Origin of the sequence: Mesorhizobium sp. CA12 (genome assembly GCF_020165255.1) — a bacterium.
In the GTDB taxonomy this organism is placed as follows: Bacteria; Pseudomonadota; Alphaproteobacteria; order Rhizobiales; family Rhizobiaceae; genus Mesorhizobium.
Genome location: NZ_JAIUHT010000005.1, coordinates 215530 through 237079, shown reverse-complemented (window position 1 = coordinate 237079; position 21550 = coordinate 215530). Strand labels below are relative to the sequence as shown.

The 21550-nt window shown below is 64.0% G+C and carries 22 protein-coding genes and 1 pseudogene; 5 read left to right on the top strand and 18 right to left on the bottom strand.

The features are described 5' to 3' along the window. The first annotated feature begins 92 nt into the window (after positions 1 to 92). The 4 genes from LB520_RS11455 to LB520_RS11440 are packed head-to-tail and all read left to right on the top strand — an operon-like array spanning position 93 to position 3788. The gene (locus LB520_RS11455; protein ID WP_224637566.1) at positions 93 to 1313 is read left to right on the top strand and encodes an ABC transporter substrate-binding protein; all 1221 of its coding nucleotides are present in this window, start codon (positions 93 to 95) and stop codon (positions 1311 to 1313) included. Then, on the top strand, positions 1301 to 2263 hold the full coding sequence (locus tag LB520_RS11450; protein ID WP_224637565.1) for a PQQ-dependent catabolism-associated beta-propeller protein: 963 nt from the start codon (positions 1301 to 1303) through the stop codon (positions 2261 to 2263). Before LB520_RS11455 ends, LB520_RS11450 begins: the two co-directional genes overlap by 13 nt. Then, a complete protein-coding gene (locus LB520_RS11445; RefSeq protein WP_224637564.1) occupies positions 2260 to 2985 on the top strand; it encodes an ABC transporter ATP-binding protein in 726 nt (241 codons plus the stop codon). Before LB520_RS11450 ends, LB520_RS11445 begins: the two co-directional genes overlap by 4 nt. After that, entirely contained in the window at positions 2982 to 3788 is an 807-nt protein-coding gene (locus LB520_RS11440; protein WP_224637563.1) for an ABC transporter permease, read from the top strand. The genes LB520_RS11445 and LB520_RS11440 overlap by 4 nt, the downstream gene beginning before the upstream one ends. Here the strand turns inward: LB520_RS11440 and LB520_RS11435 are convergent, their stop codons facing one another. From LB520_RS11435 to LB520_RS11350, 18 genes and pseudogenes are all read right to left on the bottom strand, one after another. Beyond that, entirely contained in the window at positions 3789 to 4205 is a 417-nt protein-coding gene (locus LB520_RS11435; RefSeq protein WP_224637562.1) for a c-type cytochrome, read from the bottom strand. It abuts the gene before it with no gap. Next, the gene (locus LB520_RS11430; RefSeq protein WP_224637561.1) at positions 4186 to 5064 is read right to left on the bottom strand and encodes a cytochrome c oxidase assembly protein; all 879 of its coding nucleotides are present in this window, start codon (positions 5062 to 5064) and stop codon (positions 4186 to 4188) included. Before LB520_RS11430 ends, LB520_RS11435 begins: the two co-directional genes overlap by 20 nt. Beyond that, positions 5061 to 5402, bottom strand: a complete 342-nt coding sequence (locus LB520_RS11425; protein ID WP_224637560.1) for a hypothetical protein — start codon at positions 5400 to 5402, stop codon at positions 5061 to 5063. Before LB520_RS11425 ends, LB520_RS11430 begins: the two co-directional genes overlap by 4 nt. Position 5403: 1 nt before the next feature. Next, positions 5404 to 6009 carry a cytochrome c oxidase subunit 3 gene (locus LB520_RS11420; protein WP_224637559.1) on the bottom strand — a complete coding sequence of 202 codons (606 nt, stop codon included), beginning with the start codon at positions 6007 to 6009 and terminating at the stop codon, positions 5404 to 5406. Next, positions 6006 to 7982: a cytochrome c oxidase subunit I gene (ctaD, locus tag LB520_RS11415; RefSeq protein ID WP_224637558.1), complete on the bottom strand. Its 1977-nt coding sequence runs from the start codon at positions 7980 to 7982 to the stop codon at positions 6006 to 6008. Before ctaD ends, LB520_RS11420 begins: the two co-directional genes overlap by 4 nt. Next, positions 7979 to 8992 (bottom strand): cytochrome c oxidase subunit II, encoded by a 1014-nt coding sequence (gene coxB / locus LB520_RS11410; protein WP_224637557.1) that lies wholly within the window; start codon positions 8990 to 8992, stop codon positions 7979 to 7981. The genes ctaD and coxB overlap by 4 nt, the downstream gene beginning before the upstream one ends. Next, positions 8989 to 9522, bottom strand: a complete 534-nt coding sequence (locus tag LB520_RS11405; protein WP_140839289.1) for a c-type cytochrome — start codon at positions 9520 to 9522, stop codon at positions 8989 to 8991. The genes coxB and LB520_RS11405 overlap by 4 nt, the downstream gene beginning before the upstream one ends. Beyond that, positions 9519 to 10388: a substrate-binding domain-containing protein gene (locus LB520_RS11400; protein WP_140839287.1), complete on the bottom strand. Its 870-nt coding sequence runs from the start codon at positions 10386 to 10388 to the stop codon at positions 9519 to 9521. The genes LB520_RS11405 and LB520_RS11400 overlap by 4 nt, the downstream gene beginning before the upstream one ends. After that, a complete protein-coding gene (locus LB520_RS11395) occupies positions 10369 to 12201 on the bottom strand; it encodes a methanol/ethanol family PQQ-dependent dehydrogenase (protein WP_210239540.1) in 1833 nt (610 codons plus the stop codon). The genes LB520_RS11400 and LB520_RS11395 overlap by 20 nt, the downstream gene beginning before the upstream one ends. Before the next feature lie 41 nt (positions 12202 to 12242). After that, positions 12243 to 12980 (bottom strand): heme-binding protein, encoded by a 738-nt coding sequence (locus tag LB520_RS11390; protein WP_140839283.1) that lies wholly within the window; start codon positions 12978 to 12980, stop codon positions 12243 to 12245. Positions 12981 to 13966: 986 nt separating this feature from the next. Continuing rightward, positions 13967 to 14113: pseudogene (locus tag LB520_RS11385) on the bottom strand (Arm DNA-binding domain-containing protein); the annotation flags it as partial. Between the two features lie 570 nt (positions 14114 to 14683). Then, on the bottom strand, positions 14684 to 14830 hold the full coding sequence (locus tag LB520_RS29355) for a MucR family transcriptional regulator (protein WP_224637630.1): 147 nt from the start codon (positions 14828 to 14830) through the stop codon (positions 14684 to 14686). A gap of 20 nt (positions 14831 to 14850) precedes the next feature. After that, a complete protein-coding gene (locus LB520_RS11375) occupies positions 14851 to 15624 on the bottom strand; it encodes an SDR family NAD(P)-dependent oxidoreductase (protein ID WP_224637556.1) in 774 nt (257 codons plus the stop codon). Positions 15625 to 15629: 5 nt separating this feature from the next. Then, entirely contained in the window at positions 15630 to 16964 is a 1335-nt protein-coding gene (locus tag LB520_RS11370) for a dihydroorotase (RefSeq protein ID WP_224637555.1), read from the bottom strand. Between the two features lie 3 nt (positions 16965 to 16967). Then, positions 16968 to 17897 (bottom strand): polysaccharide deacetylase family protein, encoded by a 930-nt coding sequence (locus LB520_RS11365; RefSeq protein ID WP_224637554.1) that lies wholly within the window; start codon positions 17895 to 17897, stop codon positions 16968 to 16970. Positions 17898 to 17908: 11 nt separating this feature from the next. After that, positions 17909 to 18931 (bottom strand): NAD-dependent epimerase/dehydratase family protein, encoded by a 1023-nt coding sequence (locus LB520_RS11360; RefSeq protein ID WP_224637553.1) that lies wholly within the window; start codon positions 18929 to 18931, stop codon positions 17909 to 17911. A 24-nt stretch (positions 18932 to 18955) separates the two neighbouring features. Next, the gene (locus tag LB520_RS11355) at positions 18956 to 19717 is read right to left on the bottom strand and encodes an SDR family NAD(P)-dependent oxidoreductase (RefSeq protein ID WP_140839273.1); all 762 of its coding nucleotides are present in this window, start codon (positions 19715 to 19717) and stop codon (positions 18956 to 18958) included. Continuing rightward, positions 19717 to 20904 (bottom strand): MFS transporter, encoded by a 1188-nt coding sequence (locus LB520_RS11350; protein WP_224637552.1) that lies wholly within the window; start codon positions 20902 to 20904, stop codon positions 19717 to 19719. Before LB520_RS11350 ends, LB520_RS11355 begins: the two co-directional genes overlap by 1 nt. Before the next feature lie 293 nt (positions 20905 to 21197). Between LB520_RS11350 and LB520_RS11345 the strand changes: the two genes are divergently transcribed. Continuing rightward, a complete protein-coding gene (locus tag LB520_RS11345) occupies positions 21198 to 21548 on the top strand; it encodes a RidA family protein (RefSeq protein ID WP_095768554.1) in 351 nt (116 codons plus the stop codon). Positions 21549 to 21550: the final 2 nt, after the last annotated feature.

Genomic DNA, 21550 nt, shown 5'->3' with positions numbered 1-21550 from the left:
CCCGATGGTTGAATGGGGCGGGCCCGGTTGGCATGAATCCAGGAACATTCCTTCTTTCAAAACATTAGGGTCGCTCCCATCCTGGAGTGCCCATGCCGATATTGAACATCCGACTTGGCTTGCCCGACCTGAGCCGGATGCGGCTGGCGCTGACGTTTCTCATGCTGCTCGCCATCGCCCTGCCCGGTCTGGCCGAGCCGCAGACGTTGGTGATCGGCTATCTCGGCGAACTGCGCAAACCACCTCTGCCCCTCGGGCCGCTGGACGAGGTCGTCACCGACGACGGCCTGCAAGGTGCCCGGCTCGGCATCGCCGACGATGCCAGCACCGGCCGCTTTCTCGGCCAGCAATTCCGGTTGCAGCAAGTCATCCTCAAGCCCGGCGAGACGCCAGCCGAAGCAATCAAGGAATTCGCCGCCGCCCGCATCAGCTTTGTGGTTGCCGATCTGGATGCCCTCCAATTGCTGCAGGCTAGCGCAGCACCCGGCGCCGAGCGGATGACGCTGTTCAACAGCCGCGCGCCCGATGATCGCCTGCGTCAGGAGGATTGCCGCAGCAACGTGCTGCATACAATTCCGAGCCACGCCATGCTCGCCGACGCCCTGGCGCAATATCTGATCTGGAAACGCTGGCAGCACTGGTTCCTGCTGGTCGGCCCGCATCCGCAGGATCAGGCGATGGCGGCTGCCTTCCGGCGCGCCGCGACGCGCTTCGGAGCGGAAATCACCGTCGACCAGCCCTGGACGTTCCGTCCCGCCAATGGCCGCGCGGACACGGGGCACGTCACGCTGCAGACCGAGATCCCCGCCGCCACGCAAGTCAGCGACTATGATGTTCTGGTCGCAGCCGACGAAGCCGATGAATTCGGCGCCTATCTCGAGGGGCGCACCGCTCTTCCGAGGCCGGTGGCCGGGACGCAAGGGCTGGTCGCAACCGGCTGGAGTGCGGTCAACGAGGAGTGGGGCGCCACGCAGCTCCAGGATCGCTTCCACAAGCTGGCCGGGCGCTGGATGCTGCCCAGCGACTACGCCGCCTGGCTTGCCATCAGAAGCGTTGGCGAGGCGGCAACGCGGCTGCACAGTCTCGATCCGACCGCGATCGGAAACTATCTGCGCAGCGACGATTTCCTTCTCGCCGGCTTCAAGGGACAGGGGCTGAGTTTCCGTCCGTGGGACGGGCAGATGCGCCAGCCCATCCTTATCGCTGGCCCTCGCCTGCTCGTCTCGAGTTCGCCACAGCCGGGCTTCCTTCACCAGCGTACGACGCTGGACACTCTGGGCATCGATCTGGAGGAGAGCACGTGCAAGTTCTGATCGCGCTCGTCCTTTCGATGTTGATCCTCGCTCCTTCCGCCTGGGCAGAGACGATTTACGTTTCCAACGAGCAGGACAACACCGTCGCGGTCGTCGACGGGGCGACCATGACCCTTCAGGACACGATCGAAGTCGGCCGGCGTCCGCGCGGAATGGCGCTTTCGATCGACAAGAAGACGCTGTTCGTTGCCGAAGGCGACGATAACCGCATCGACATGGTCGATCTCGCCAAGCGGCAGGTGGTCGGTCGATTGCCTTCCGGCGCCGATCCGGAATTCTTCGTCGTCCACCCGGATGGCAAACGGCTCTTTGTGGCCAATGAGAAGGACAATCTGGTTTCGGTCGTGGATATCGCGGCGGCCAAGGTTATCGGCACCGTCGATGTCGGGGTGGAGCCGGAAGGTATGGCGGTTAGTGCCGACGGCCGAACGGTCGCCTGCACCTCCGAGACCACGAGCATGGTCCATCTTATCGACGCCGCCACGCTCGAGCTCATCGACAATCTGCTCATCGACACGCGGCCGCGCGCGGCTGCGTTCTCGCCGGACGGCAAGCAATTGTGGGTGTCGTCCGAAATCCGCGGCACCGCCACGGTGTTCGACGCCGCGACGCGCGCACAAACGGGCAAGATCGAGTTCGAGGTGCCGGGTATTCGGCGCGAGGGCGTGCAGGCGGTCGGTATCGTGATGTCGCGCGACGGCGCGAACGCCTATGTAGCGCTCGGTCCGGCCAATAGGATTGCCGAGGTCGATACCAAGACCCTTGAGGTCCGGCGCCTCTACCTCGTCGGCCAGCGGCCCTGGCATGTCGCGCTCTCGGACGACCAGAAGCGCCTGATCAGCGCCAACGGCAACTCGGGCGACATCTCCTTCATTGACCTGGAGAATCAGGAGGTGGTGAAATCGCTGCCGGTGGGGCGCGGCCCATGGAGCGTCGTGATCGGCCCATGAACGCGCTGTCGGTCGAGGAGCTGGGCCACAGTTTCGGAAACCGGCGGGTTCTCCAGGGGGTCTCGTTCGCTGTGGCTGAAGGCAGGATGTGCATCCTGCTTGGACGCAACGGGGCCGGCAAGACGACTTTGTTCTCGCTGATCACTGGTCTCTATCACGCGCGGGCAGGATCTGTGCATGTCTTTGGCCAGGCGATGGAGGCGAACCCATCCGCCGCGCTCGCGCAAATGGGCATCGTTTTCCAACTGCCGACGCTCGATCTCGACCTGACGGCGGGGGAGAACCTGCGCTACCACGCGGCCCTGCACGGGATTCCCGCAGACTTGAGCAAGCAGCGCTCCAGGGAGGAACTCAGCCGCCTGGGAGTGCTGGACAGGATCGATCATCCCACCCGCGCGCTGTCCGGCGGTCAGCGCCGACGCGTGGAGATCGCAAGGGCGCTGATGCATGGTCCGCGCCTGCTGCTGCTCGACGAGCCGACCGCCGGGCTCGACGTGCCGGGACGGCGCGCGCTCGAGCGGCATGTGAGAGAGCTTTGCCGCGAGCGCGGCATCGCCGTTCTGTGGGCGACGCATTTCCTTGAAGAAGTGGGAGCCGATGACGACATCGTCGTGCTGGATCAGGGCAGGGTGCGCTGGGCTGGTCGCGCTGATCGCATCTCCACCGAGCTTGGGGTCGAAAGCATCGCGGAGGCATTCGCCTCGCTGACGGGGTCGCCATGAAGACGCATCACGCATTGCGGGCGCTCCACGGCATCTTGCAGCGGGAAATGCTGCGCACGCTGCGGCAGCGCGCGCGCCTGTTCTCCGCGATGGTCCGTCCGCTTGTCTGGCTGGCGATCTTCGCCGCCGGCTTCCGCTCGGTACTCGGCCTGTCGATCACGCCGCCTTACCAGACTTATGTCCTCTACGAGGTCTATGTTGTGCCCGGCCTGGTGGCCATGATGCTGCTGTTTCATGCCATGGCAAGCTCGCTGGCCATGGTCTACGACCGCGAGATGGGCAGCATGCGCCTGCTGCTGACGGCACCTTTGCCGCGCTGGTACCTGCTTGCCGCGCGCCTGCTGGCCAGCGTGATCGTCGGCCTGCCGCTGGTCTACCTGTTCCTTTTCGTGGCGCGCTTCTGGGACGTGCGGCCGCCGATCCTGGGCTATGTTGCCGTGTTTCCGGCGCTCGTGCTGTCGGGTCTGATGCTCGGTGCGTTCGGCCTATTGGTGTCCTCGATCTCGACCCAGATGGAGAACTTCGCCGGCGTGATGAACTTCGTCATTTTCCCGATGTTCTTTGCCTCGACGGCGCTCTATCCGATCTGGCGGCTCGCCGAAGCCGGCCCGGTGCTGGCGACGATCGCCGCCTGGAACCCATTCAGCTCGGCGGTCGAGCTGATCCGCTTCGCGCTCTACCTGCGGTTCGATGTGGTTTCCATGCTCGTCGTTGTCGCCTGCCTTGGGGCATTCTTCCTGGCGGCGGTGGTCGGCTACGATCCAGGCCGCGGCTTGTGGTCCCGGCGCGGCGGCGAAGGCTGATTATCTGAGGGCATACAGATAGGCCGCGATATCGCGCGCCTGCTGCTCGGTGATCCTTGTCGACGGCATGGCGGTGTGCGGGTTGATTTCCCTGGCCGACCGGATCCAGCGGATCAGGTTCTCCGGACTGTTTGCCACAACGCCGCCGATATAGACACGGCCGGCTAGGCTGCCGTCGAGGCGCGGCCCGACCTGGCCTTGCGCTCCCGGCACGCCAGGAATCGTATGGCAGCCGGAACAGCCATTCGCGGTCATGATCGGAATGGCGCGTGCGCCCACGCCGCCGGTCGCCACATCCGACTCGTGCCGGACGCGCTCGCGCCGGTCGGTCCATAAGGCCGCCGCGCCGACTGCGGCGGCCAGCAGGAGGATCGCGGCAAGGGCGCCGCCGATCAGCCTAGCCAGGTCGGAACGCATGCGTTGCCTCCCTGGCTCCACTGTTGCTTATCCAAAGGCCGGCGAGCAGCAAGGCCGCTCCGCCATAGATCAAGCCGGCCGGAACCCACATTACTAGCCCGGCGAGTTGCTGGTCCTCGATCGGGCTCAGGCCCCAGATCGCCGCGCCGGAGGCATTCGCCGGATACCAGAGTTTTGGCGATAACAGCAACAGGACGCCGAGCAGGCCGGTATGCAGCGAGGTGAAGAAAAGATGCATGACGGAGCTGCCATAGGTTTGCCGTCGGCCGTAACGTGGCAGAAGCGCCCACCAGAACAGCAAGGCAGTGCCGAGGAAACTCGCATGCTGCGCGTAGTGCAACACCCCCTGCTGCAACGCTGCCTCGAACAGTGCCGGAATATGCCAGATCCAGATCGCGACCCCATGAAGCACCGTCGCGCTGAGCGGGCGCGCGGCGAGGGCCCAGAGCGCCTGCAGCACCTTGCCGTGGGTGAGCTTTCCCGTCCCTCGGCGAAGTGTGGCCGGCAACGCCCACATCAAGGCCGCGCCGGGGCAGGCGGCGACAAGGAGCGGCGCCGCTACGGCCATCAGCAACTCGTGCTCGATCATGTGGGCTGAGAACACGCGCTCGCCGAGCGCATGGATCGGGCTGACCAGCGCTCCCGTCAAAACGCCCCAGCCGGCGGCGAACAATAGAGCTTGGCGTAGCCGCTCGGGTCGGCCCCGGCCGCTGCGGCGCCATAGCCGGCTTGCGCCGAGCGCATAAATAAGCGCGAGCACTGCCAAGGGAAGCGTGATGGGAAACGCCAACGTCCATCCGGCCTCGGGCGCGCCGGCGCCATAGCAGATCGAGGTCGAAAAGAAGGCCTCGAGGCTCATCGCAGGCACTCGTCGAGAATAAGCGCGGCGCTACCCTGCATGAGGATGACGAGGGCAAACAGCAGTGCCGCGAGCATGCCGAGATCGGCGACGAAACGCTCGGTGCTGCGCGTGCGCTCCGGCTTGAAGGCGGCGCCGCCTTGCCGCTTCGCCCGCCATGATAGCGCGCCGCCCAGCAGAGAAAATACGGCCAGCGACAGCGCCACAGGGAGCACGACCTGAACCTGGCGATTGCACTGCCAGTGCACGAGCGAATAGTTCAGCTGCGTCGAGATTGCCCAGGCCAAAGGCCCCGACAACAAACCTCCCCAGGACGTGCCCAGCCGCAGCGCGCGCATCTCAGCCCCACCTCGGTAGCCAGTAAATGAGCAGGTAGATCGGGATCCAGGTGAGGACCACGAAGTCCCAGTAGAAGACATTGTCGCCGACATCGCCGAAGCGCCGGCCGCTGTAGCCATGGTGCGTGAACATCAGCACGGTCAGAACAATCGTGTCGCCGACATCGGTGATCAAATGCGTGGTGTGGAGACCGAGCAGCACCCACAGCATCGAGCCATAAGCGTTCGTGTCCCAATAGATGTTCAGCGCCGGGAATTCGAACCAGCGCACGACGAGCGGCGCGATGCCGAGCAGCGACATCACCACCATGCCGATCCGCACCGGTTCGATAGCGCATCGCTTGGCGTAGCCGTTCAGTATGTGGTTGGGAACGAGGCTGGCGATGAGAAGCAGCGTTACGATCGTTCCCGGCCAATGGTTGGGCTGCGGAGCGCTTAGCCGCCAGTTGGGCCACAACGTCGCGAGATAGAGATAGGCGCCGGCGGCCAGCGCAAAGCCCGTGCCCTCCAACGCCATGAAGCCAAGCGTGCCCCACCAGGTCGGGCTGCGGGGGCCATGTCCAAAGGTCGGGAGGCCGGAAAGATCCATGGCGGGGCGCTGGTTCATTCCTCGTCCTCCGGATCGCCCTTGGGCCAGAACCATCCGATCAACGTGACGGCTATCGGCGCGGCGCCCCACACGATCGCCCAGGGCGTGAAGATCGAGTAGAGGAAGGTGGCGCCGACGGCGATCGCCGCCAGCAGCGGCCAGATCGACGGCGTCGCCGATTTCTCGCGGATGTCGGGGTGAGCTTCCGCCACCGTCGAGACGACCAACTCGCGCACGTCGACGCGAAGCCCGGTCGCGACGGGGAGCGCCTCGCGTTCGGCCCAGAGCGGCTCGACATTCGTCACGATCGGAATGCGCGCGAAATTATAGCTGGGCGGCGGCGAGGACGTCGCCCATTCAAGCGTGCCGGCGTCCCAGGGATTGTCGCCGGCAGGCGCACCCCTCAATGCGCTGTGGACGAGGTTGAAGGCAAACAGCACGAAGCTCAGGAAGAAGAGCACCGCGCCGGCACTGATGAAGAGGTTGATGTTCCCCCAGCCGAGCTCGGCCGGATAGGTGTAGACCCTGCGCGGCATGCCCCACAGGCCGACGATGTGCATGGGGAAGAAAGCCGCGTTGAAGCCGACCATCGCCAGCCAAAAGTGCCAACGCCCGAGGCGCTCGCTCATCATGCGGCCGGTGATTTTGGGAAACCAGAAATAGGCAGCTCCGAGCAGCGGAAAGACCGAGCCGCCGATCAGCACGTAATGGAAGTGAGCGACGACGAAATAGGTGTCGTGCACCTGCAGGTCGAGCGGCACGGAGGCAAGCATGACGCCAGTCAGGCCGCCGATGACGAAGATGAAGAAGAAGCCGAAGACGAACAGCAGCGGCGTGCGGATCACCGGTCTGCTGTCCCAGAGAGTCGCCAGCCAGCAGAAGATCTGAGCGCCGTTGGGGATTGCGATCATCATGCTCGAGGCGGTGAAGAAGCTGGCCCCCAGTTTCGGCAGCCCGGTCGCGAACATGTGGTGGACCCAGAGGCCGAACGATAGGAAACCGACGGCGATCAACGACAGGACCAAGCCGAGATGGCCGAACATCGGGCGCCGGGCGAAGGCCGGGATGATGGCGGAGACCATGCCGGTCGCGGGCAGGAAGATGATGTACACTTCGGGATGGCCGAAGAACCAGAAGAGATGCTGGAACAGCAGCGCGTCACCGCCTTCCGCCGGGTTGAAGATATGCGTGCCGACCAGCCGGTCGAGGATCAGGAAGGTCGAGGTGACCATTACCGCCGGCATGGCGAAGACGACGACGAAGGACGTGACCAGCAATGCCCAGACGTAGAGCGGGATCTTGTCGAGCGACATGCCGGGCGCGCGCTGCTTGAATACGGTGACGATGGTCGCGACGGCGACCGCCAGGGATGAGACCTCGGTATAGGTGATCATCTGCGCCCAGACGTCTGCGCGCTTGCCTGGAGCGTATTCCGGCCCGGACAGCGGCACATAGGCGAACCAGCCGACATCCGGCGCCATCGAGAGGGCGAAGGACACCCAGGCGAAGAGGCCTCCTGAGACATAGACCCAATAGCTGAAGGCATTGAGGCGCGGGAAGGCGATGTTGCGGGTCCCGACCATTAACGGCACCAGATAGATTCCTGTCGCCTGGACGATGGGCACAGCGAACAGGAACATCATGGTGACGCCGTGCATCGTGAACAGCTGGTTGTAGAGATCCGGCCCGATCAGGCCGCGCCGCGGGCCGGAGAGTTGGATGCGCATGACAACGGCGTTGAGGCCGCCCAAACACAGAAACAGGAACGCGGTGATCAGATAACGCCGTGCGATGACCTTGTGATCGACGCTCGACAGCGCGCCGATGATACCGGGAGGCGTACGCCACGTCCGCGCCAGCCACCGATGCAGGCTGCTATCGTCCAAGCCGGTGTCGCGCGGCCCGTCGCGCTCGGGTGCAAGATCGCCTTTGGCGGACGCCTCGCGTTCGGGCGGCAGATCGCGTTCGCTGGTGAGATCCGCGCTGCTCATTTCAGCCCCTCGAGATAGGCGACGATGGCGTTGAGCTCGTCGCCGCTCAGATCGGCTACCGGCATGTGAGAACCCGGCTTGATGCCCTGCGGATCGGCTATCCAGGCGGCGAGATTGCCGCGGCTCATCGTCAATGTTCCGGCCGCAAGCGTTTGCCGGCTGGCTATATGCGTCAGGTCGGGAGCGACCGTTCCGCCTGCGGGGGTGCCGCCGACTTTGTGACACATGACGCAAGGGCGTTTCAGGAACAGGTCCTCGCCTGCCTTGGCCTCGTCGCTCATTGGAGCGGCGGCTGGTTGCAGCTGATCGTTCCACCAGGCGTCGAACTTTTCGCGCGGTTCGGCGATGATGAAGGTGCCCATGTTGGCGTGCTGCGCGCCGCAGAACTCGGCGCATTGGCCACGATAGACGCCCGGTTTATCGGCTTTGATGTCGAGCACGTTCATGTGGCCCGGAATGAGGTCGAGCTTGCCGGAAAGGCTCGGCACCCAGAAGGAGTGAATCACGTCGGTCGAGGTGATAAGAAGCCGCACCGGCTCGCCGGCTGGAATGTGGATCTCGTTCGCCGTCGTCAAGATGCGGCTCGGCGTAGCGTCCTCATAGCGCACCTCCCACCACCATTGGTGACCTGTGACGCGAATGGTCAGCGCGGCGTCCGAGCCGATCGCGGCGAGCGTCCTGTTGGCGAAGAAGCTTAGCAGAGTGAGGCCGACCAGGATCACGGCGGTCAGCCCGATAGCGGTCATCACCACGCGCAGCTTGCGATTGTCGGCATCGGCGTCGATTACAAGCGGCTCGGCGCGTTCTCGTGGACGCATCATCAATGGCAAGGCAAGGGCGATCATCACCAGCACCCACACCGCCGCGCACAGGCCGGTGAAGAACCAGATCAGCCATGCGAGCTCACTTGCCGCGGGACCTTTCGGGTCGAGCGCCGATTGCCAGCCTGCGCATCCCTGAAGAAACAGGGCGATTGCCGTGGCGAACGCAATCGGGGCGAAGCGTTTCACGGCGACTTCCCCAGCGTGGCGGCATTCGGCATACGGTTTTCCGATGGGTGCGCCATCATGTCGTCATTGCGGGATGGCGCGGCGGAGGAGGGCGCGTTGCCGCTCAACGAGCGAACGAAGGCCGCAAGCTCCCAGATCTGGTCGTCCGGGATCTTGTCGCGGAAGCTGGGCATGCCGTTCGGACGGCCGTCGCGGATGGTGGCATGAATGCTTTCCATAGAGCTGCCATAGATCCATTTTTCGTCCATCAGCGCCGGGCCCATGCCGCCGCCGCCATTGGCATGGCATCCTGAACAGTTGAACCAACCGAACAGGCGCTTGCCTTCGCTCAGATGAAAGGCATTGGCCTCGAAGCTCGCCGCTTTGTTGTCTGTGGGGGAGGGCCGCTGCCCGCCGGGTTCCAGAGTTGTCACCGGCGTCGGCTGCTCGCCCGAGCCGAGGGCCGATTGAGGGCGCGTGTCCCGTTCCTCGCGCTGGCAGGCAACGAGCATCAGCACCACAGGAAAGAGCAGAGCGGCAGCGCACCTCATCGCACCGTGCTCCCCAAGGCATCGAGGCGCGGCACGCCATACTGCGCCAGCAATGCATCGATCTCCGCCTTGTGCCTGGCCAAGGCATTGTTCACGTCGCCGCGCAAGGCGTCGTCCTCGCGTCGCACGCCCATCGAAATATCGTAGATCATGGGTAATTGCGGTCCGTCGATGCGAGGCGCAACCGGCGTGATGCGCAGCGGGACCTTCTGCTTCTGGGCAAAATAGCCGGCAAGCGGGCCCCATACCACGGCTAGGTCGATCTCGCCGCTCGCCACCGCCTCGACGATGCGGGCCGGCGGATTGGGGGCGGAGTAGTCGCCATAGACGGGATAGCCCACCAAGTGACCGATGATGCCGCGGCGGCCGAGCGCCTGGACCGGAGGCGAGTTGGCTCCGTCGTCGCCGATGAGTTGAACGCCGATGCGCATGTCGCGCAGCCGCGGGTCGTTGAAGGAGGCCACGTCGGGACCGTCCTGGCGGGTCACGAAGACATAGGACGATCGGTAGTAGGGAGTGGTGGTGCGCAGCATTTCGAGATTGGCCGGCGTGCCGGGCACGAGATCGCAGAGACCCGCCTTCAGCGTGTTGCGCACGAAGCCGCGGCGCTGCGCCCACCAGGTGTAGGTCAGCTTCGCGCCGAGATCGGCGGCAATGATTTCGGCGATCCTGTTCTCGAATCCCTGTCCAGCCGCATTGGAAAAGGGCAGGTTGTTCGGGTCAGCGCAGACCCTGAGCTCACGAGCGCCGGCCGTCGCCGGAAAGAGCAGCAAGGCGAGCGCGGTGATGCCGAGCGCTATCGGCGGGAAAGCCTTCCGCGCCACGCTGTGGATCACACCGAACACATCAGGGCAGCCGGAACACATAGAGCGTGCCTCCCGCCGTGGTCGCGTTCTTCAGGTCCTTCATCGCATTGACGAAACCGAGCGCGGCGGTGGCATCACGCGGGTCGAGGTCGCCCGACACGATGGCGCCTGCCCAACCGCCGACGCCGGACAAGATGGCGACGTATTGGTGGCCGTCCGGGCCGCGATAGGTGATGGGCTGGCCGATAATGCCGGACGAGGTCTTGAACTGCCAGAGCAGGTCGCCGGTCTTGGCGCTCACCGCCTTGAACCAGCCTTCCATCGTTCCATAAAAGACCACATCGCCGGCGGTGACGACCGCGCCGCTCCACACCGGGAAATTCTCCTTGAGGCTCCAGGCGGGTTTTTCGGCCGCGATATCCCACGCCGTGAAGGCGCCGCGATTGCCGCCCGGCCCCGGGATCATGCGTACGTTCATCCCGACGTAGGGCGTGCCGGCGATGTAGTTCACCTCGACACCTTCTTCGTCCATGCACAGATTGTTGTGCGGGATGTAGAGCAGACCGGTCTTCGGAGAGAAGGCGGAAGGCTGCCAGTCCTTGAGGCCCGACGCGGTCGGGCAGATGTCGCGGACGACCTTGCCGGTGCCCGTCAGCTTGTCCGGGTTTTCGATCAGGCGGCCGGTCTTGAGATCCACGCCCTTGCTGGAGTTGACGGGGCCGTAAGGCTTTGCGGACAGGACCTCGCCGGTGGTGCGATCAAGGACGTAGAGATAGCCGTTGCGTTCCGGCCGGACCAGCACCTTGCGCGGCTTGCCCTGCCAGTTCATGTCGAGCAGGATCTGCTCGTTGATGCCGTCATAGTCGTGCAGGTCGTGCGGGGTCCACTGGTAGAACCATTTCGCCGCCCCGGTATCGGGGTCGCGGGCGAAAATGCCCGATGTCCACTTGTTGTCGCCAGGCCGCAGATCGGGATTCCAGGGGCCGGGATTGCCGGTGCCGTGGAAGATAAGGTTGAGATCCGGATCGTAGGAAATCCAGCCCCACATATTGCCGCCGCCGATCTTCCAGGCCTCCGGCGGCCATGTCGTGACGCCGAGATCCTTGCCCTTGTCCATGTCGTAATGCGGCTTGAAATCCAGGCCGATCAGCACCTCCTTGTCGGGGCCCGTGTTGTAAGCCGTCCAGACGACATGACCGTCGCCAGCGTCGAGCGCCTTGACCCAGCCGCGAACGCCCATCTCGCCGCCGGAATTGCCGACCAGCACTTTGCCTTTCACCACAAGCGGCGCCATGGTGATGGTTTCGCCGATATTGATGTTGCCGACATGGGCGTTCCAGACCGGCTGGCCGGTGTTCGCATCGAGCGCGATGGTGTGGCCGTCGAGCGTGTTGAAGAATATGCGTCCATTCGCGAAGGCAGCACCGCGGTTGACGACATCGCAGCAGGCAACCCCTTGCGCGGCAGGCTCAGGATTGGGCTCGTATTTCCACTTGATCGGCGCGCCAGACTTGGAAAGGTCGAGCGCGTAGACGATGTTGGGAAACGGGCTCACGATGTACATCGTGCTGCCGACCACCAAGGGCGCCGCTTCCTGGCCCTTGTTCACCCCGGTCGAGAAGGTGAAGGCGACCTGCAGATTCTTGACGTTGCCTTCATTGATCTCGGCGAGCTCGCTATAGCGGGTCGAGGCGTAGTTCTTGGCGGGCATCGTCCATTGCCCGTCATCGGGCGGCGCGGCCGCGGCAGGCGGTGAGATCGCGGGTGCCGGCGGCGATTCCGAAGCGGCTGTCAGCAAGGGGGCGCAGACCAACAGCATCGCTGCAATGGCGCCCGGAGAATGTTTTCGGGGCGCCGACGAGCGCTTGGTCATCGGGGCTTCCCCGCAGGATCGTACCGGTTGCGCTGCTTGCTTCATTTCGGCGTCGAACCTCCGACGCCGGAACCGATTTCCGCCGCTATATCGGCCTCGTGCCCGGCACAAAGCGGGTGGCCCCAGCCCGAGGCGCTTTTCCCGCCGGGATCAAGATCGTAGATGATGGCATCCTTGCGGTTGGGATTGACGCCCGCCGGAACCTTATTGAGCCCCAGGGCGGCGCGAACGCGCCAGGCGACGTTGTGGTCAGCGCAGGAGGAATCGCCGCTGATCCCGAGGCCACCGACGATCGCCTTGCCGTCGTAGAGAGCCAGGCCCCCGCCGAACACGACGACGCCGCCGATCGGCTCGCCGATCAGCGGATCGTTGGCGCTGCCGAACGTCTTGGGGTCGCCTGTGTAAGCCGCTGCCTGGTTGACGGGATTGGTGGTCTGCAGACCGAACAGCGGTCCGCCTGGTTGCACCCCGGCATAGAGATTGGCTGTCGACAGCGCCATGTTCACTAGGCTGAGGCCATTGGCCGTATTGGCCTTCTCGGCCGCGATCAGCCGGCTGCCCGGCCATTGCGCATCGGCCGTGGGTCCACTGAAGGCAACGGCGCAGACGGTGCCGTCGCGGGCAACGATTGCCGCCCATTCATTGGTCTCGAAGCCGCCATTCGCGGGGCCGCCGCTCGCCTTGACGTTGGCCTTCAAGGCCGAAAGCAGCTTGTCGTGATCGGCCGGGCAGGGCGCTTGCGCGTGAGCGGCGTTTTGCTGCGTCGAGCCAAACGCCAAGACCAGAAGGCCCAAAGCTAGCAACGAAAACCGACGATGAGCCATGATCCGGAACAACTTGTTGAATGTTACCGAACTGACAGCCGGCTGCTTTGTTCCTCCTTCATGAAGAGGTTTGTAGCCGACCAAGACCGCTGGCCTGTAAGGACGCCGGGCAGCGGAACCAGTTTGGATCACTGGCCGCACCAATGCGTCGACGACAGGCCGAATTATGGCGTTGGACAGGCTTGGCCATTTGTTGCGACCTCGGCAGGTAGCAAAGCTACCTGACCTGTCTGAAACGCGAATTCCCTGAACCGCTCAGTACGCCGATCGAGATCGAGTTAAGTGGTTACATGCGCTTTTGCCGATTATCCCAGCCTCGCCAGAAATGCCTGGCGCAAGCAGCTGTTCCGGCGAGGGAAGACGGCCACCACGCTCGAACGCGGACTTGCTTCGCTCAAATCAAATTTTGATCCAAGTACTCGGGTTCGCGCAACAGGCTGCCGTGACCTGTTCTGGCGTTAGAGCAGCCACCCAACGTCCCCACAGCTTGTTCCTGCCTCGAGCTGGAAGCTCAGAACTTTTTACATTTGCCGGCAAATCAGGAAGGTCATATGCCGCTCGCATTGTTGCCCCTTGGAACAACTATGTTGGCGCATCGTTTGGGGCAGATGGAACAACTTCGCTCAGATTTCGCCGCAATAGCGCAGCCGGGCTATTGGATCGCTCTCGGACTTCTCATCATCCCTTATGGAGTGGGCGTATTTTTCCTTATTAGGATTTGCCACTGTATGTAATTGCGCGTGTCGTGCGGTCCAGGGGACGCATTGGTAGCTTTAATGGCTAAATCGCCGTTCAAAGGTAGGGCCGAGCGATACGGAGCCATCCTGGAGAGCTTCTGATCTTTGCCCGCGATAAATCAAGAACTTCGACGCACCCACGTCTATGTTGCGATCAACAAGCGGAAAGCTGGGCATCAAGCATCGACTTCACGGAGGCGCGCGCCGGTGCTTGCCGTCAAAGCGATATGCGAGGCGCCAGAGGCGAGATCCCGTAGGCTGCACCCACAGTTGGAGTCCGCAACTGTCAGAGAGTTTCACAAGCTTAGTAGCGGGGCGAGCGTTTCGGCATTTCACATCAGAAAGGGCCATTCGTGAGACCTCCCTTTGGCTGTTTCGATACCAACAGGATGTCCAATACCAACGAAAATACCATCCCCACCCGCCGTTGGACCAAATGCACTCGAAACGGCCCAACCGCGCTCAAATTCGCGAACTGACCCGAAAAGGCCAACAATTTCAGGCCTTTGCAGAGGCTGCGGCGTAGAAGCTATCGCCGATAGGGACTGTCGGGAGAAGAGGGGATGGTGCCCAGAGGCGGATTCGAACCACTGACACGAGGATTTTCAGTGAGCGATAGGGCGGTGTTGCCCGGAATACCGACCTTAACAACGTCAGGTGAGACTATAGCGAGCCCAAGTGGTGAACCCGGCAGGAATCGAACCTTCGACCTACGATTAGCGAATAAGAAGGTGGCTCATTTCGGGTTCTTATCCGGTTCGCCAGACCATGCGAGACGATACGAAGGATATGGGTTGGCTAACCATCCGCTAAGCCATTGATTTTCTTCGAAGGTCTCACACCCTCCGGGCCCACCATGACCTTTGATTTCATTGCAAAAAAATGGCTTTGCCCACGGCTTGCCCGCGCTTTGCCCACGCCCTAGAAACTCGAGGCCGGACGCCTTCCTTCGTTAGTTCGAGATTCCGATCGGGCGGCAGAATAGTTTGGGGCAACCATAGGGTAGTTCCTTCGCCAGTCCCCTCTTCGCCCGGTATTCGTAGGCGTCATCCCGTGCCTGGTTGCCAGAGCGGCCCGGCAATCACTCGTCAGCCGGCCATCCAGCCGCCGTCAACCATCAGGTTTATCCCGGTGACGTAGCTGGCCATATCGCTGGCCAGGAACAGCGCCGCGCCCGCCACGTCGTGAGGATGCCCGAGCCGCGGCCACGGCGTGCGCCGGCGCGAATACTCGAGCGCATCAGGATCGTTGGCGACGCCCGGCTTGCCGGTGATGATCTTGCCCGGCGCGATGGCGTTGCAGACGATCAGGTCGTCGGCATGGTCGACGGCGATCTGGCGCGTCATCTGCACGATACCGCCCTTGCTCACCGAATAGGGAAAATCGCCGGGGCAGGCAACCATGCCGTGCTGCGAGGAGATGTTGATGATCCGGCCGCGCACCTCATTGACCGGCGCCTGGGTCAGCATCTGCGTGACGGCGCGCTTGTTGCAGTAGAAGAACCCGGTCAGGTTGACGCCGATGACGCGGTTCCACTGTTCCGGCGTGGTCTCGATCAGGTTGGTGCTGGTGTAGATCGCCGCATTGTTGACCATCACGTCGAGGCGACCGAACCGCGCGACCGTTGCGCCCACCAGCGTATCGACGGCACTCCAGTCGGATATGTCGGTCTTGACGTAGATTGCAGCGCCGCCGGCCGAGCGGATCATGTCGGTGGTGCTCTCGCCGTCCTCGATCGGCTGCTCCACCATGTCGGCAACGACGACGCTCGCGCCCTCCGCCGCGAATTTCAGCGCGATGGCACGGCCGATGCCGGAGCTCGCTCCGGTGACGATGACGGTTTTACCTGCGAGCAAGGCCATGGTGTTCAGCTCTCCCGGGTGACGATCTTTCCCTGCGCCGGGCCGACCAGCCTGCCTGCGCGCACGATCTCGCGGCCGCGCAGGAAGACGTTGGTCAGGCGCGCTTTCACGGCCCAACCGTCGAAGGGCGTATAGCCGGCCCGAGACACCTGGTCGGCATTGGCGATCGTGCTGGGTTGGTGCGGATCGAGGATCAGCAGATCGGCGTCGTAGCCGGCGGCGATGCGGCCTTTGCGTCGGCCGAGGCCGAACCGCTCGGCCGGATGGCGAGAGCACATGCGCACCAGATCGGGGAGGGCGATGAGCCCGTCATCGACCAGCTTCAGCATGGTGGGAAGCAGCGTCTGCAATCCCGGCATGCCGCCCGGAATGTCAGCGAAAGCCGCATAAGGCGCCGCCTTCTCGGCCGGTGCGTGCGGAGCATGGTCGGTGGCGACGATGTCGATCAGTCCCGCGCCGAGCGCAGCGTGCAGCGCATCGACGTCATGCGGCGACCGCAAGGGCGGCGAAGCCTTCAGATTAGCGCCCAGAGCTTCGTAATCTTGCGCTGTGAAGAACAGGTTCTGCGGCGTCGTCTCGACGCTGGCGTCGGCCATGCCGCGCAGCCGGCTCCAGGTCTCGACACCCAGTTCGGAATTGATCTGCCGGACGTGGATTTTTGCCTCCGCCGAGGCCGCGACGACAAGGGCGCGGGCGATGCCGTTGGCTTCGGCCAGCGGCGGCCGGCTGTCCAGAAAGGCGGCGATGGCGCCCGAGCGGTCGCGCATAGCGCTGCCGTTCAGGATCGATTGATCGCCGGGTGAAATGCCGATCAGCGTATCGGCACCGGCAAAAGCTTTGAGCGCTTCGGCGACCGCGTCGAGCGAGGCAAAGAGGAAGACGTCCGGCACGTCGGCGGTGAACAGCTCGAACGACACCGGCGCAAGGCTAAGCAGGCCAGGGATGAGCGACAGGTCGCGGCTGATCACGGCCTGCAGGCCGACGTCGACATGGATGCGGCCTTCGGCGATCGCCATCTTGTCGGCGAGTTGCGTTGGCGTGGCCGTCCACGGTTCGTCGGTCGGCATGTCGAGCACGGTCGTCACGCCGCCGAGTGCGGCCGCATGCGTGCCGGAGGAGAAATCTTCCTTTTGAGTCAGGCCAGGGTCGCGCAGATGTGCATGCGCATCGACCAGACCTGGCAGCAAGAAGCAGTCTGAGGCATCGACGACCATCCTGGCTTCGGCGGCTTCGCCGGGCGCGATGATTGCGGCGACCTTGCCCGCGGCGATTCCGATATCGCTGTGGCTGATGCCTTCGGCATTCACCACCGTTCCACCGCGGATCAGCGTTTCGAACATCGCTCAGCCGCGCTGTTCGATGCGGGTATGGTTCGCATGCCAGAAGCGGGCGATGTCCTCGCGGCGCATGAAGGCGGCGCCGTCGCTTTGTTGGACATGCTCGATCACCTCGCGTAGACCCGATGCGCGGTTGGGCTGGCCCGTCCAGCGGGCGTGGATGCCGATGGTCAGCATGCGGCCGCCGGTCTCGTCGGCTTCGGAGAGCATATAGTCGATGGCCGAGCGGCAGTCCTCGGCGAAGTCGCGGGGATTGCTATAGCCCGGAGCCACCAGATAGCGGCTGTCGTTGAGCGTCTTGGAGTAGGGGACGACCAGTATCTCCGTGCCCCGGTGATCGAGGAAATAAGGCAGGTCGTCATTGCAGGGATCGGAGTGGTAAAGGAAGCCGCCTTCCTTCACCAGAAGGTCGCGCGTGTTGACGCTGGGCAGCGAGCGGCAGTTCCAGCCGAGCGGCCGCTTGCCGAGCAGCTTCTCGTAAAGCGCGATGGCTTCGTGCAGGTGACGCTCTTCCTCGCCGCGCTCCATCATCGTGTAGTCAATCCAGCGCAGGCCATGGCCCATCAGGTCTTGGCGGCGGCTCTTCATCCACTCGACCAAAGGCGGGTTGCGCTCCAGCGCCACGGCGCAGGCGGAAAAGGTGACCGGAATGTCGTAGCGATCGAAGAGGCGCACCAGGCGCCAGACGCCGGCGCGGCTGCCATATTCGAAATGCGTCTCGGTGCCGAGATCGCGCACCGGCGGGCTGCTGGTCAGATTGTATTCGCCCCAATTGTCGTTGCGGCCATCATCCAGCCAGTTGTATTCCGAACCTTCCTCGTAGTTGAGCACGAGGTTGACAGCGAGCTTCACGCCGCCCGGCCAGGTGACGAAGGGCGGATGCGGGCCATAGCCGACAAAGTCGCGCGGCTGGGCATGCTGGAGATCGATCGGCATCGGTACTCTCCTCAGCTTTCGTTGGCGGCAATCCAGTCCATATAGGCGTGGAAGGCTTCCTTGCCGGGACGCGGCCGCCATGTGGTGTCGCGCAGGATGCGGGCGATGTCATAGGCGCCCCACATACCGCCTTTCAGCGCCACGTCCTGGACGATGTTGGCGTCTTCTCCTGATGTCACCTCGGCCTTCAGCCCCGGCACGCGTTCCTTTGCCCAACCGATGATCTCGCCGATGGTCTGGCTGGAGCCGGAGCCGATATTGTAATGACGGTAATTGAGGTGCGGCGCGTCGATCAGCGCGAGGATCGCTGCGGCAACGTCGGTCGAGGCGACATAGTCGCCGACAGGCTCCAGGCTGTTCGGCCTGATCGTCTCGCCGGCCAGAGCCATATGCGCGACGCGGTTGGGGACATGGCGAAAGTTGCGGCTCTCGGTGGCGCGGTCCATCGGCCCGTAGACGGAAGCAAGCCGCACCGAGACCGCCGACAGGTTAAACAGGTCGGCATAGCGGTTGGTGACCATCTCGGAAGCGAATTTCGAGATGCCGTATAGCGTCAGCGGCGCGACATAGCCGTCTTCCGGCAGCGGCTCGCTACTCCAGTCGGGCCCGTTGTGGCGGTAGACCGAACCGGAACTGACATAGACGAAGCGCTTGAGGCCGGCCCTCGCACGCGCCCACTCCAGCATGCGCACGGTGCCCATCAGATTGACGTCGACGATGCGTGCCGGATCCTCGGCCTCCGGCTGGCGCTTGGCCTCCGAAGCACTGCCGCGTGAGATCGGCGTGATCGTCGCGCCGTGGACGATTGCCGTGATGCCTTGCTGGTCGAGCGTCGCGGACCAGGCTTGCGGGTCGAGGATATCGGCAGCGATTACCGTCAGCCGGTCGCGCACCGGCGCGAAATGCTTTTCAGCGGCTGCGTCGAGGCCGGAGCGGTCGAGGATCACGGCGCGGGCCAGAGGGTCGCGATCCAGCCAAGCGCGCGCAACCACGCTCATGACGAAGCCGGTGCCGCCAGTGACGAGCAGGGTCATGGGAACTCCTTTGAAAATACGGGCTCAGCGCGTCGCATAGCCGCCGTCCACGAGCATGTCGGATCCGGTGACGAAGGATGCATCCGAGGAAAGCAGGAAAGCCGCCGCCGCGGCGATCTCGTCAGGATCGGCGATGCGGCCGAGCAGGTGGGCGGGACCAAGGCCGGCATTGGCGGCCTCGAAATCGGCGAACCGGCGCAGCAGGCGGGTCGTGGCTACCGCGCCGGGCGACAGGCTGTTGACGCGAACCTTGTCGGGCGCGTGGTCCACGGCCATCGCCTTGGCGAGGTGGATCAGCCCGGCCTTGGCAGCGCAATAGGCGACGGCCTTGGTCGTGGCGACGCGCCCGAATTGCGAGCCGATGAAGACGATCGAGCCGCCGCCGCTTGCGGCGATCAGCGGCACGGCGAACTTGCTCATCAGAAAGGCGCCGGTCAGGCCGATATCGATCTCGTGCCGCCACGCACCTTCATCGAGATCGACGACGGTGGCGTTGGTGGAGGGGGCCGCGGCATTGTGCACCAGCCCGTCGAGCCGGCCGAATTTTTGCCGGGCGAACGCGACGGCCGCTTCGGCGGACTCGATGTTCGTCACATCGCACTGGCAAGCGGCCGCTGCAGGGCCAAGCGCTTCGGCAAGCTTCGTCGCAGCCTCAAGATCGTAATCCGCGCAGACGACGCTTGCGCCTTCGGCAGCGCAGCGGCGTGCAATCGCCGCACCGATGCCGCTGGCAGCGCCGGCGATGAGAATGACGCTGCCCTTCATGCGGTTCATTGCGTCCGTCATCAGACCTGCTCCTCGGCTGACTGCATCGTCGGCGCGATGACCGGCCGGCGTAAAAGATTGTAGCAGGCAGCTATCGTCACCAGCACGGCGCCGCCGCCGAGCAAGAGGAACATGGCCGGCGCGCCCATGCGGTCCATCAGGCCGGCGGAAATGCCGGGCGTCGCGACATTGCCGATCGAATAGAGCAGGAGCAGCGTGCCGGAAGCGCCGACCATGTGCCGGCTGTGCAATTGCGAGGCGCCGAAGGCCATCGCCACGGGATAGACGGTGAGCGCCGTGCAGCCATAGAGGAAGAACAGCACGAAGAGCAGCGGCACCGAAAAATTGCCGAGCCAGGCGATCGCAGCGCAGAGCGTGACGGACAGGACGCCCTGGACAAGCAATATGATTCGCCGCTCAAACCTGTCCGACAGCCAGCCGACTGGCGTCTGCGCCAGCATGCCGGCGATGCTGATGGTCGTAACCAGCCCGACCGTCGTTGCCGCCGACAGCCCGATCTGCGTGCCGTAGATCGGCGTCAGCACGAAGATGTTCATGTTGGTGATGCCGCCCTGGAAGATCGCCACGACCGTCACCGGCGCCAGCCGAAAGAGCGCCAGCGGGCCGAGGCGCTTGACCGGTCTCGCCGAACTTGCGTGCTCCGGATCGCTGGCCGGCAGCGCCGGCCAGCGACCGCCGATGAATTTGGAGATCAACGCCAGAAGCACCGTCGCCGCCGCGACCGGGAACAGATGCGGCGATTGCGGACCGACCAGGCCGACAAGGAGTTGTCCGAGCAGCACGGCGATCGCCGTCGTCAGCATGTAGAGCGAAAACAACGCGCCGCGATTGTGGTGCTCGGCGTAGAGGTTGATCCAGCTTTCGCAGACCACGAACAACGACGCCATCGCCATGCCGCCGAGCAGGCGGAAGCAGATCCAGCTCGGCAGGAAGTCGGTGAAGACAAAGCCTGAAGCGGCCAGCAGCGCCAGCACAAGGATCGCGACGAAGGTGCGCTCGTGGCCGTATTGGGCGACAGCCGGGCGCGTGACCAGGCACCCGACGAGGAAGCCCACGGGATAGGCGGTCAGCACGATCTGCACGACCTGGGGCGAAATGCCGGGCTTGCCGAGATGCAGCGACACGGCGGTGGTCAGCATGGCGCTGCCGATGCAAGCGAGGCAGACGCCGACCATGATCGGCAGCATGGCGCGGGAGCGCTCAGCATTTTGCCAAAGCCTCATCGCGGATTGAGCGATCGACCTCATGAATGCGGCTGCGGCGGCTCCCTGGCGGCACCGTTGACCGACGGCAGCCCGAGCTGAAGCTACACTTTATAGTGGCTGCCACAAACGAAGATTGACGCGGCTATGGCTTAAATTTTTTTGGCCATGCCGGCAAAGGAAAGCGGCGTCTCGGCGCGTCGCGGGCTTTACAGCGGTTTTGCACCCTCCTTACCATAGGCAAAAACCGGATCTGGAACCCAGCGGAAGGGAACATCATGACGATCGAACGCCTCGAAAACGGCCAGCGCTTCTGCCGGGTACTCCGCTATAACGGCACCGTCTATGTGGCCGGCCTGACCGCGGATGATCTTTCCGGCGACACCACCAGCCAGACCAAGCAGATCCTGGCCAAGATCGATACGCTTCTGGCCAAGGCCGGCAGCGACAAGTCGAAGCTGCTCAGCGTCCAGATCTGGCTCCGCGACATCGCCGATTTCGAGATGATGAACACGGCCTGGGACGCCTGGATCGACAGGAGCGCCATGCCGGTGCGCGCCACGGTGGAAGCGCGGCTTGCCGGCGACCAGTACCGTGTCGAGATCATGGTGACGGCGGCCGTCGGATGAGC

Excerpts from the sequence above, each read along its gene's own strand:
- LB520_RS11345 (WP_095768554.1), top strand. The coding sequence starts at position 21,198 with ATGACGATCGAACGCCTCGAAAACGGCCAGCGCTTCTGCCGGGTACTC.
- LB520_RS11455 (WP_224637566.1), top strand. The coding sequence starts at position 93 with ATGCCGATATTGAACATCCGACTTGGCTTGCCCGACCTGAGCCGGATG.
- LB520_RS11370 (WP_224637555.1), bottom strand. The coding sequence starts at position 16,964 with ATGTTCGAAACGCTGATCCGCGGTGGAACGGTGGTGAATGCCGAAGGC.
- LB520_RS11435 (WP_224637562.1), bottom strand. The coding sequence starts at position 4,205 with ATGCGTTCCGACCTGGCTAGGCTGATCGGCGGCGCCCTTGCCGCGATC.
- LB520_RS11360 (WP_224637553.1), bottom strand. The coding sequence starts at position 18,931 with ATGACCCTGCTCGTCACTGGCGGCACCGGCTTCGTCATGAGCGTGGTT.
- LB520_RS11365 (WP_224637554.1), bottom strand. The coding sequence starts at position 17,897 with ATGCCGATCGATCTCCAGCATGCCCAGCCGCGCGACTTTGTCGGCTAT.
- LB520_RS11425 (WP_224637560.1), bottom strand. The coding sequence starts at position 5,402 with ATGCGCGCGCTGCGGCTGGGCACGTCCTGGGGAGGTTTGTTGTCGGGG.
- LB520_RS11405 (WP_140839289.1), bottom strand. The coding sequence starts at position 9,522 with ATGAGGTGCGCTGCCGCTCTGCTCTTTCCTGTGGTGCTGATGCTCGTT.
- LB520_RS11375 (WP_224637556.1), bottom strand. The coding sequence starts at position 15,624 with ATGGCCTTGCTCGCAGGTAAAACCGTCATCGTCACCGGAGCGAGCTCC.
- LB520_RS11400 (WP_140839287.1), bottom strand. The coding sequence starts at position 10,388 with ATGTGTTCCGGCTGCCCTGATGTGTTCGGTGTGATCCACAGCGTGGCG.
- LB520_RS11430 (WP_224637561.1), bottom strand. The coding sequence starts at position 5,064 with ATGAGCCTCGAGGCCTTCTTTTCGACCTCGATCTGCTATGGCGCCGGC.
- LB520_RS11440 (WP_224637563.1), top strand. The coding sequence starts at position 2,982 with ATGAAGACGCATCACGCATTGCGGGCGCTCCACGGCATCTTGCAGCGG.
- ctaD (WP_224637558.1), bottom strand. The coding sequence starts at position 7,982 with ATGAGCAGCGCGGATCTCACCAGCGAACGCGATCTGCCGCCCGAACGC.
- LB520_RS11355 (WP_140839273.1), bottom strand. The coding sequence starts at position 19,717 with ATGACGGACGCAATGAACCGCATGAAGGGCAGCGTCATTCTCATCGCC.
- LB520_RS11445 (WP_224637564.1), top strand. The coding sequence starts at position 2,260 with ATGAACGCGCTGTCGGTCGAGGAGCTGGGCCACAGTTTCGGAAACCGG.
- LB520_RS11350 (WP_224637552.1), bottom strand. The coding sequence starts at position 20,904 with ATGCTGCCGATCATGGTCGGCGTCTGCCTCGCTTGCATCGGCAGCGCC.
- LB520_RS11420 (WP_224637559.1), bottom strand. The coding sequence starts at position 6,009 with ATGAACCAGCGCCCCGCCATGGATCTTTCCGGCCTCCCGACCTTTGGA.
- LB520_RS11395 (WP_210239540.1), bottom strand. The coding sequence starts at position 12,201 with ATGACCAAGCGCTCGTCGGCGCCCCGAAAACATTCTCCGGGCGCCATT.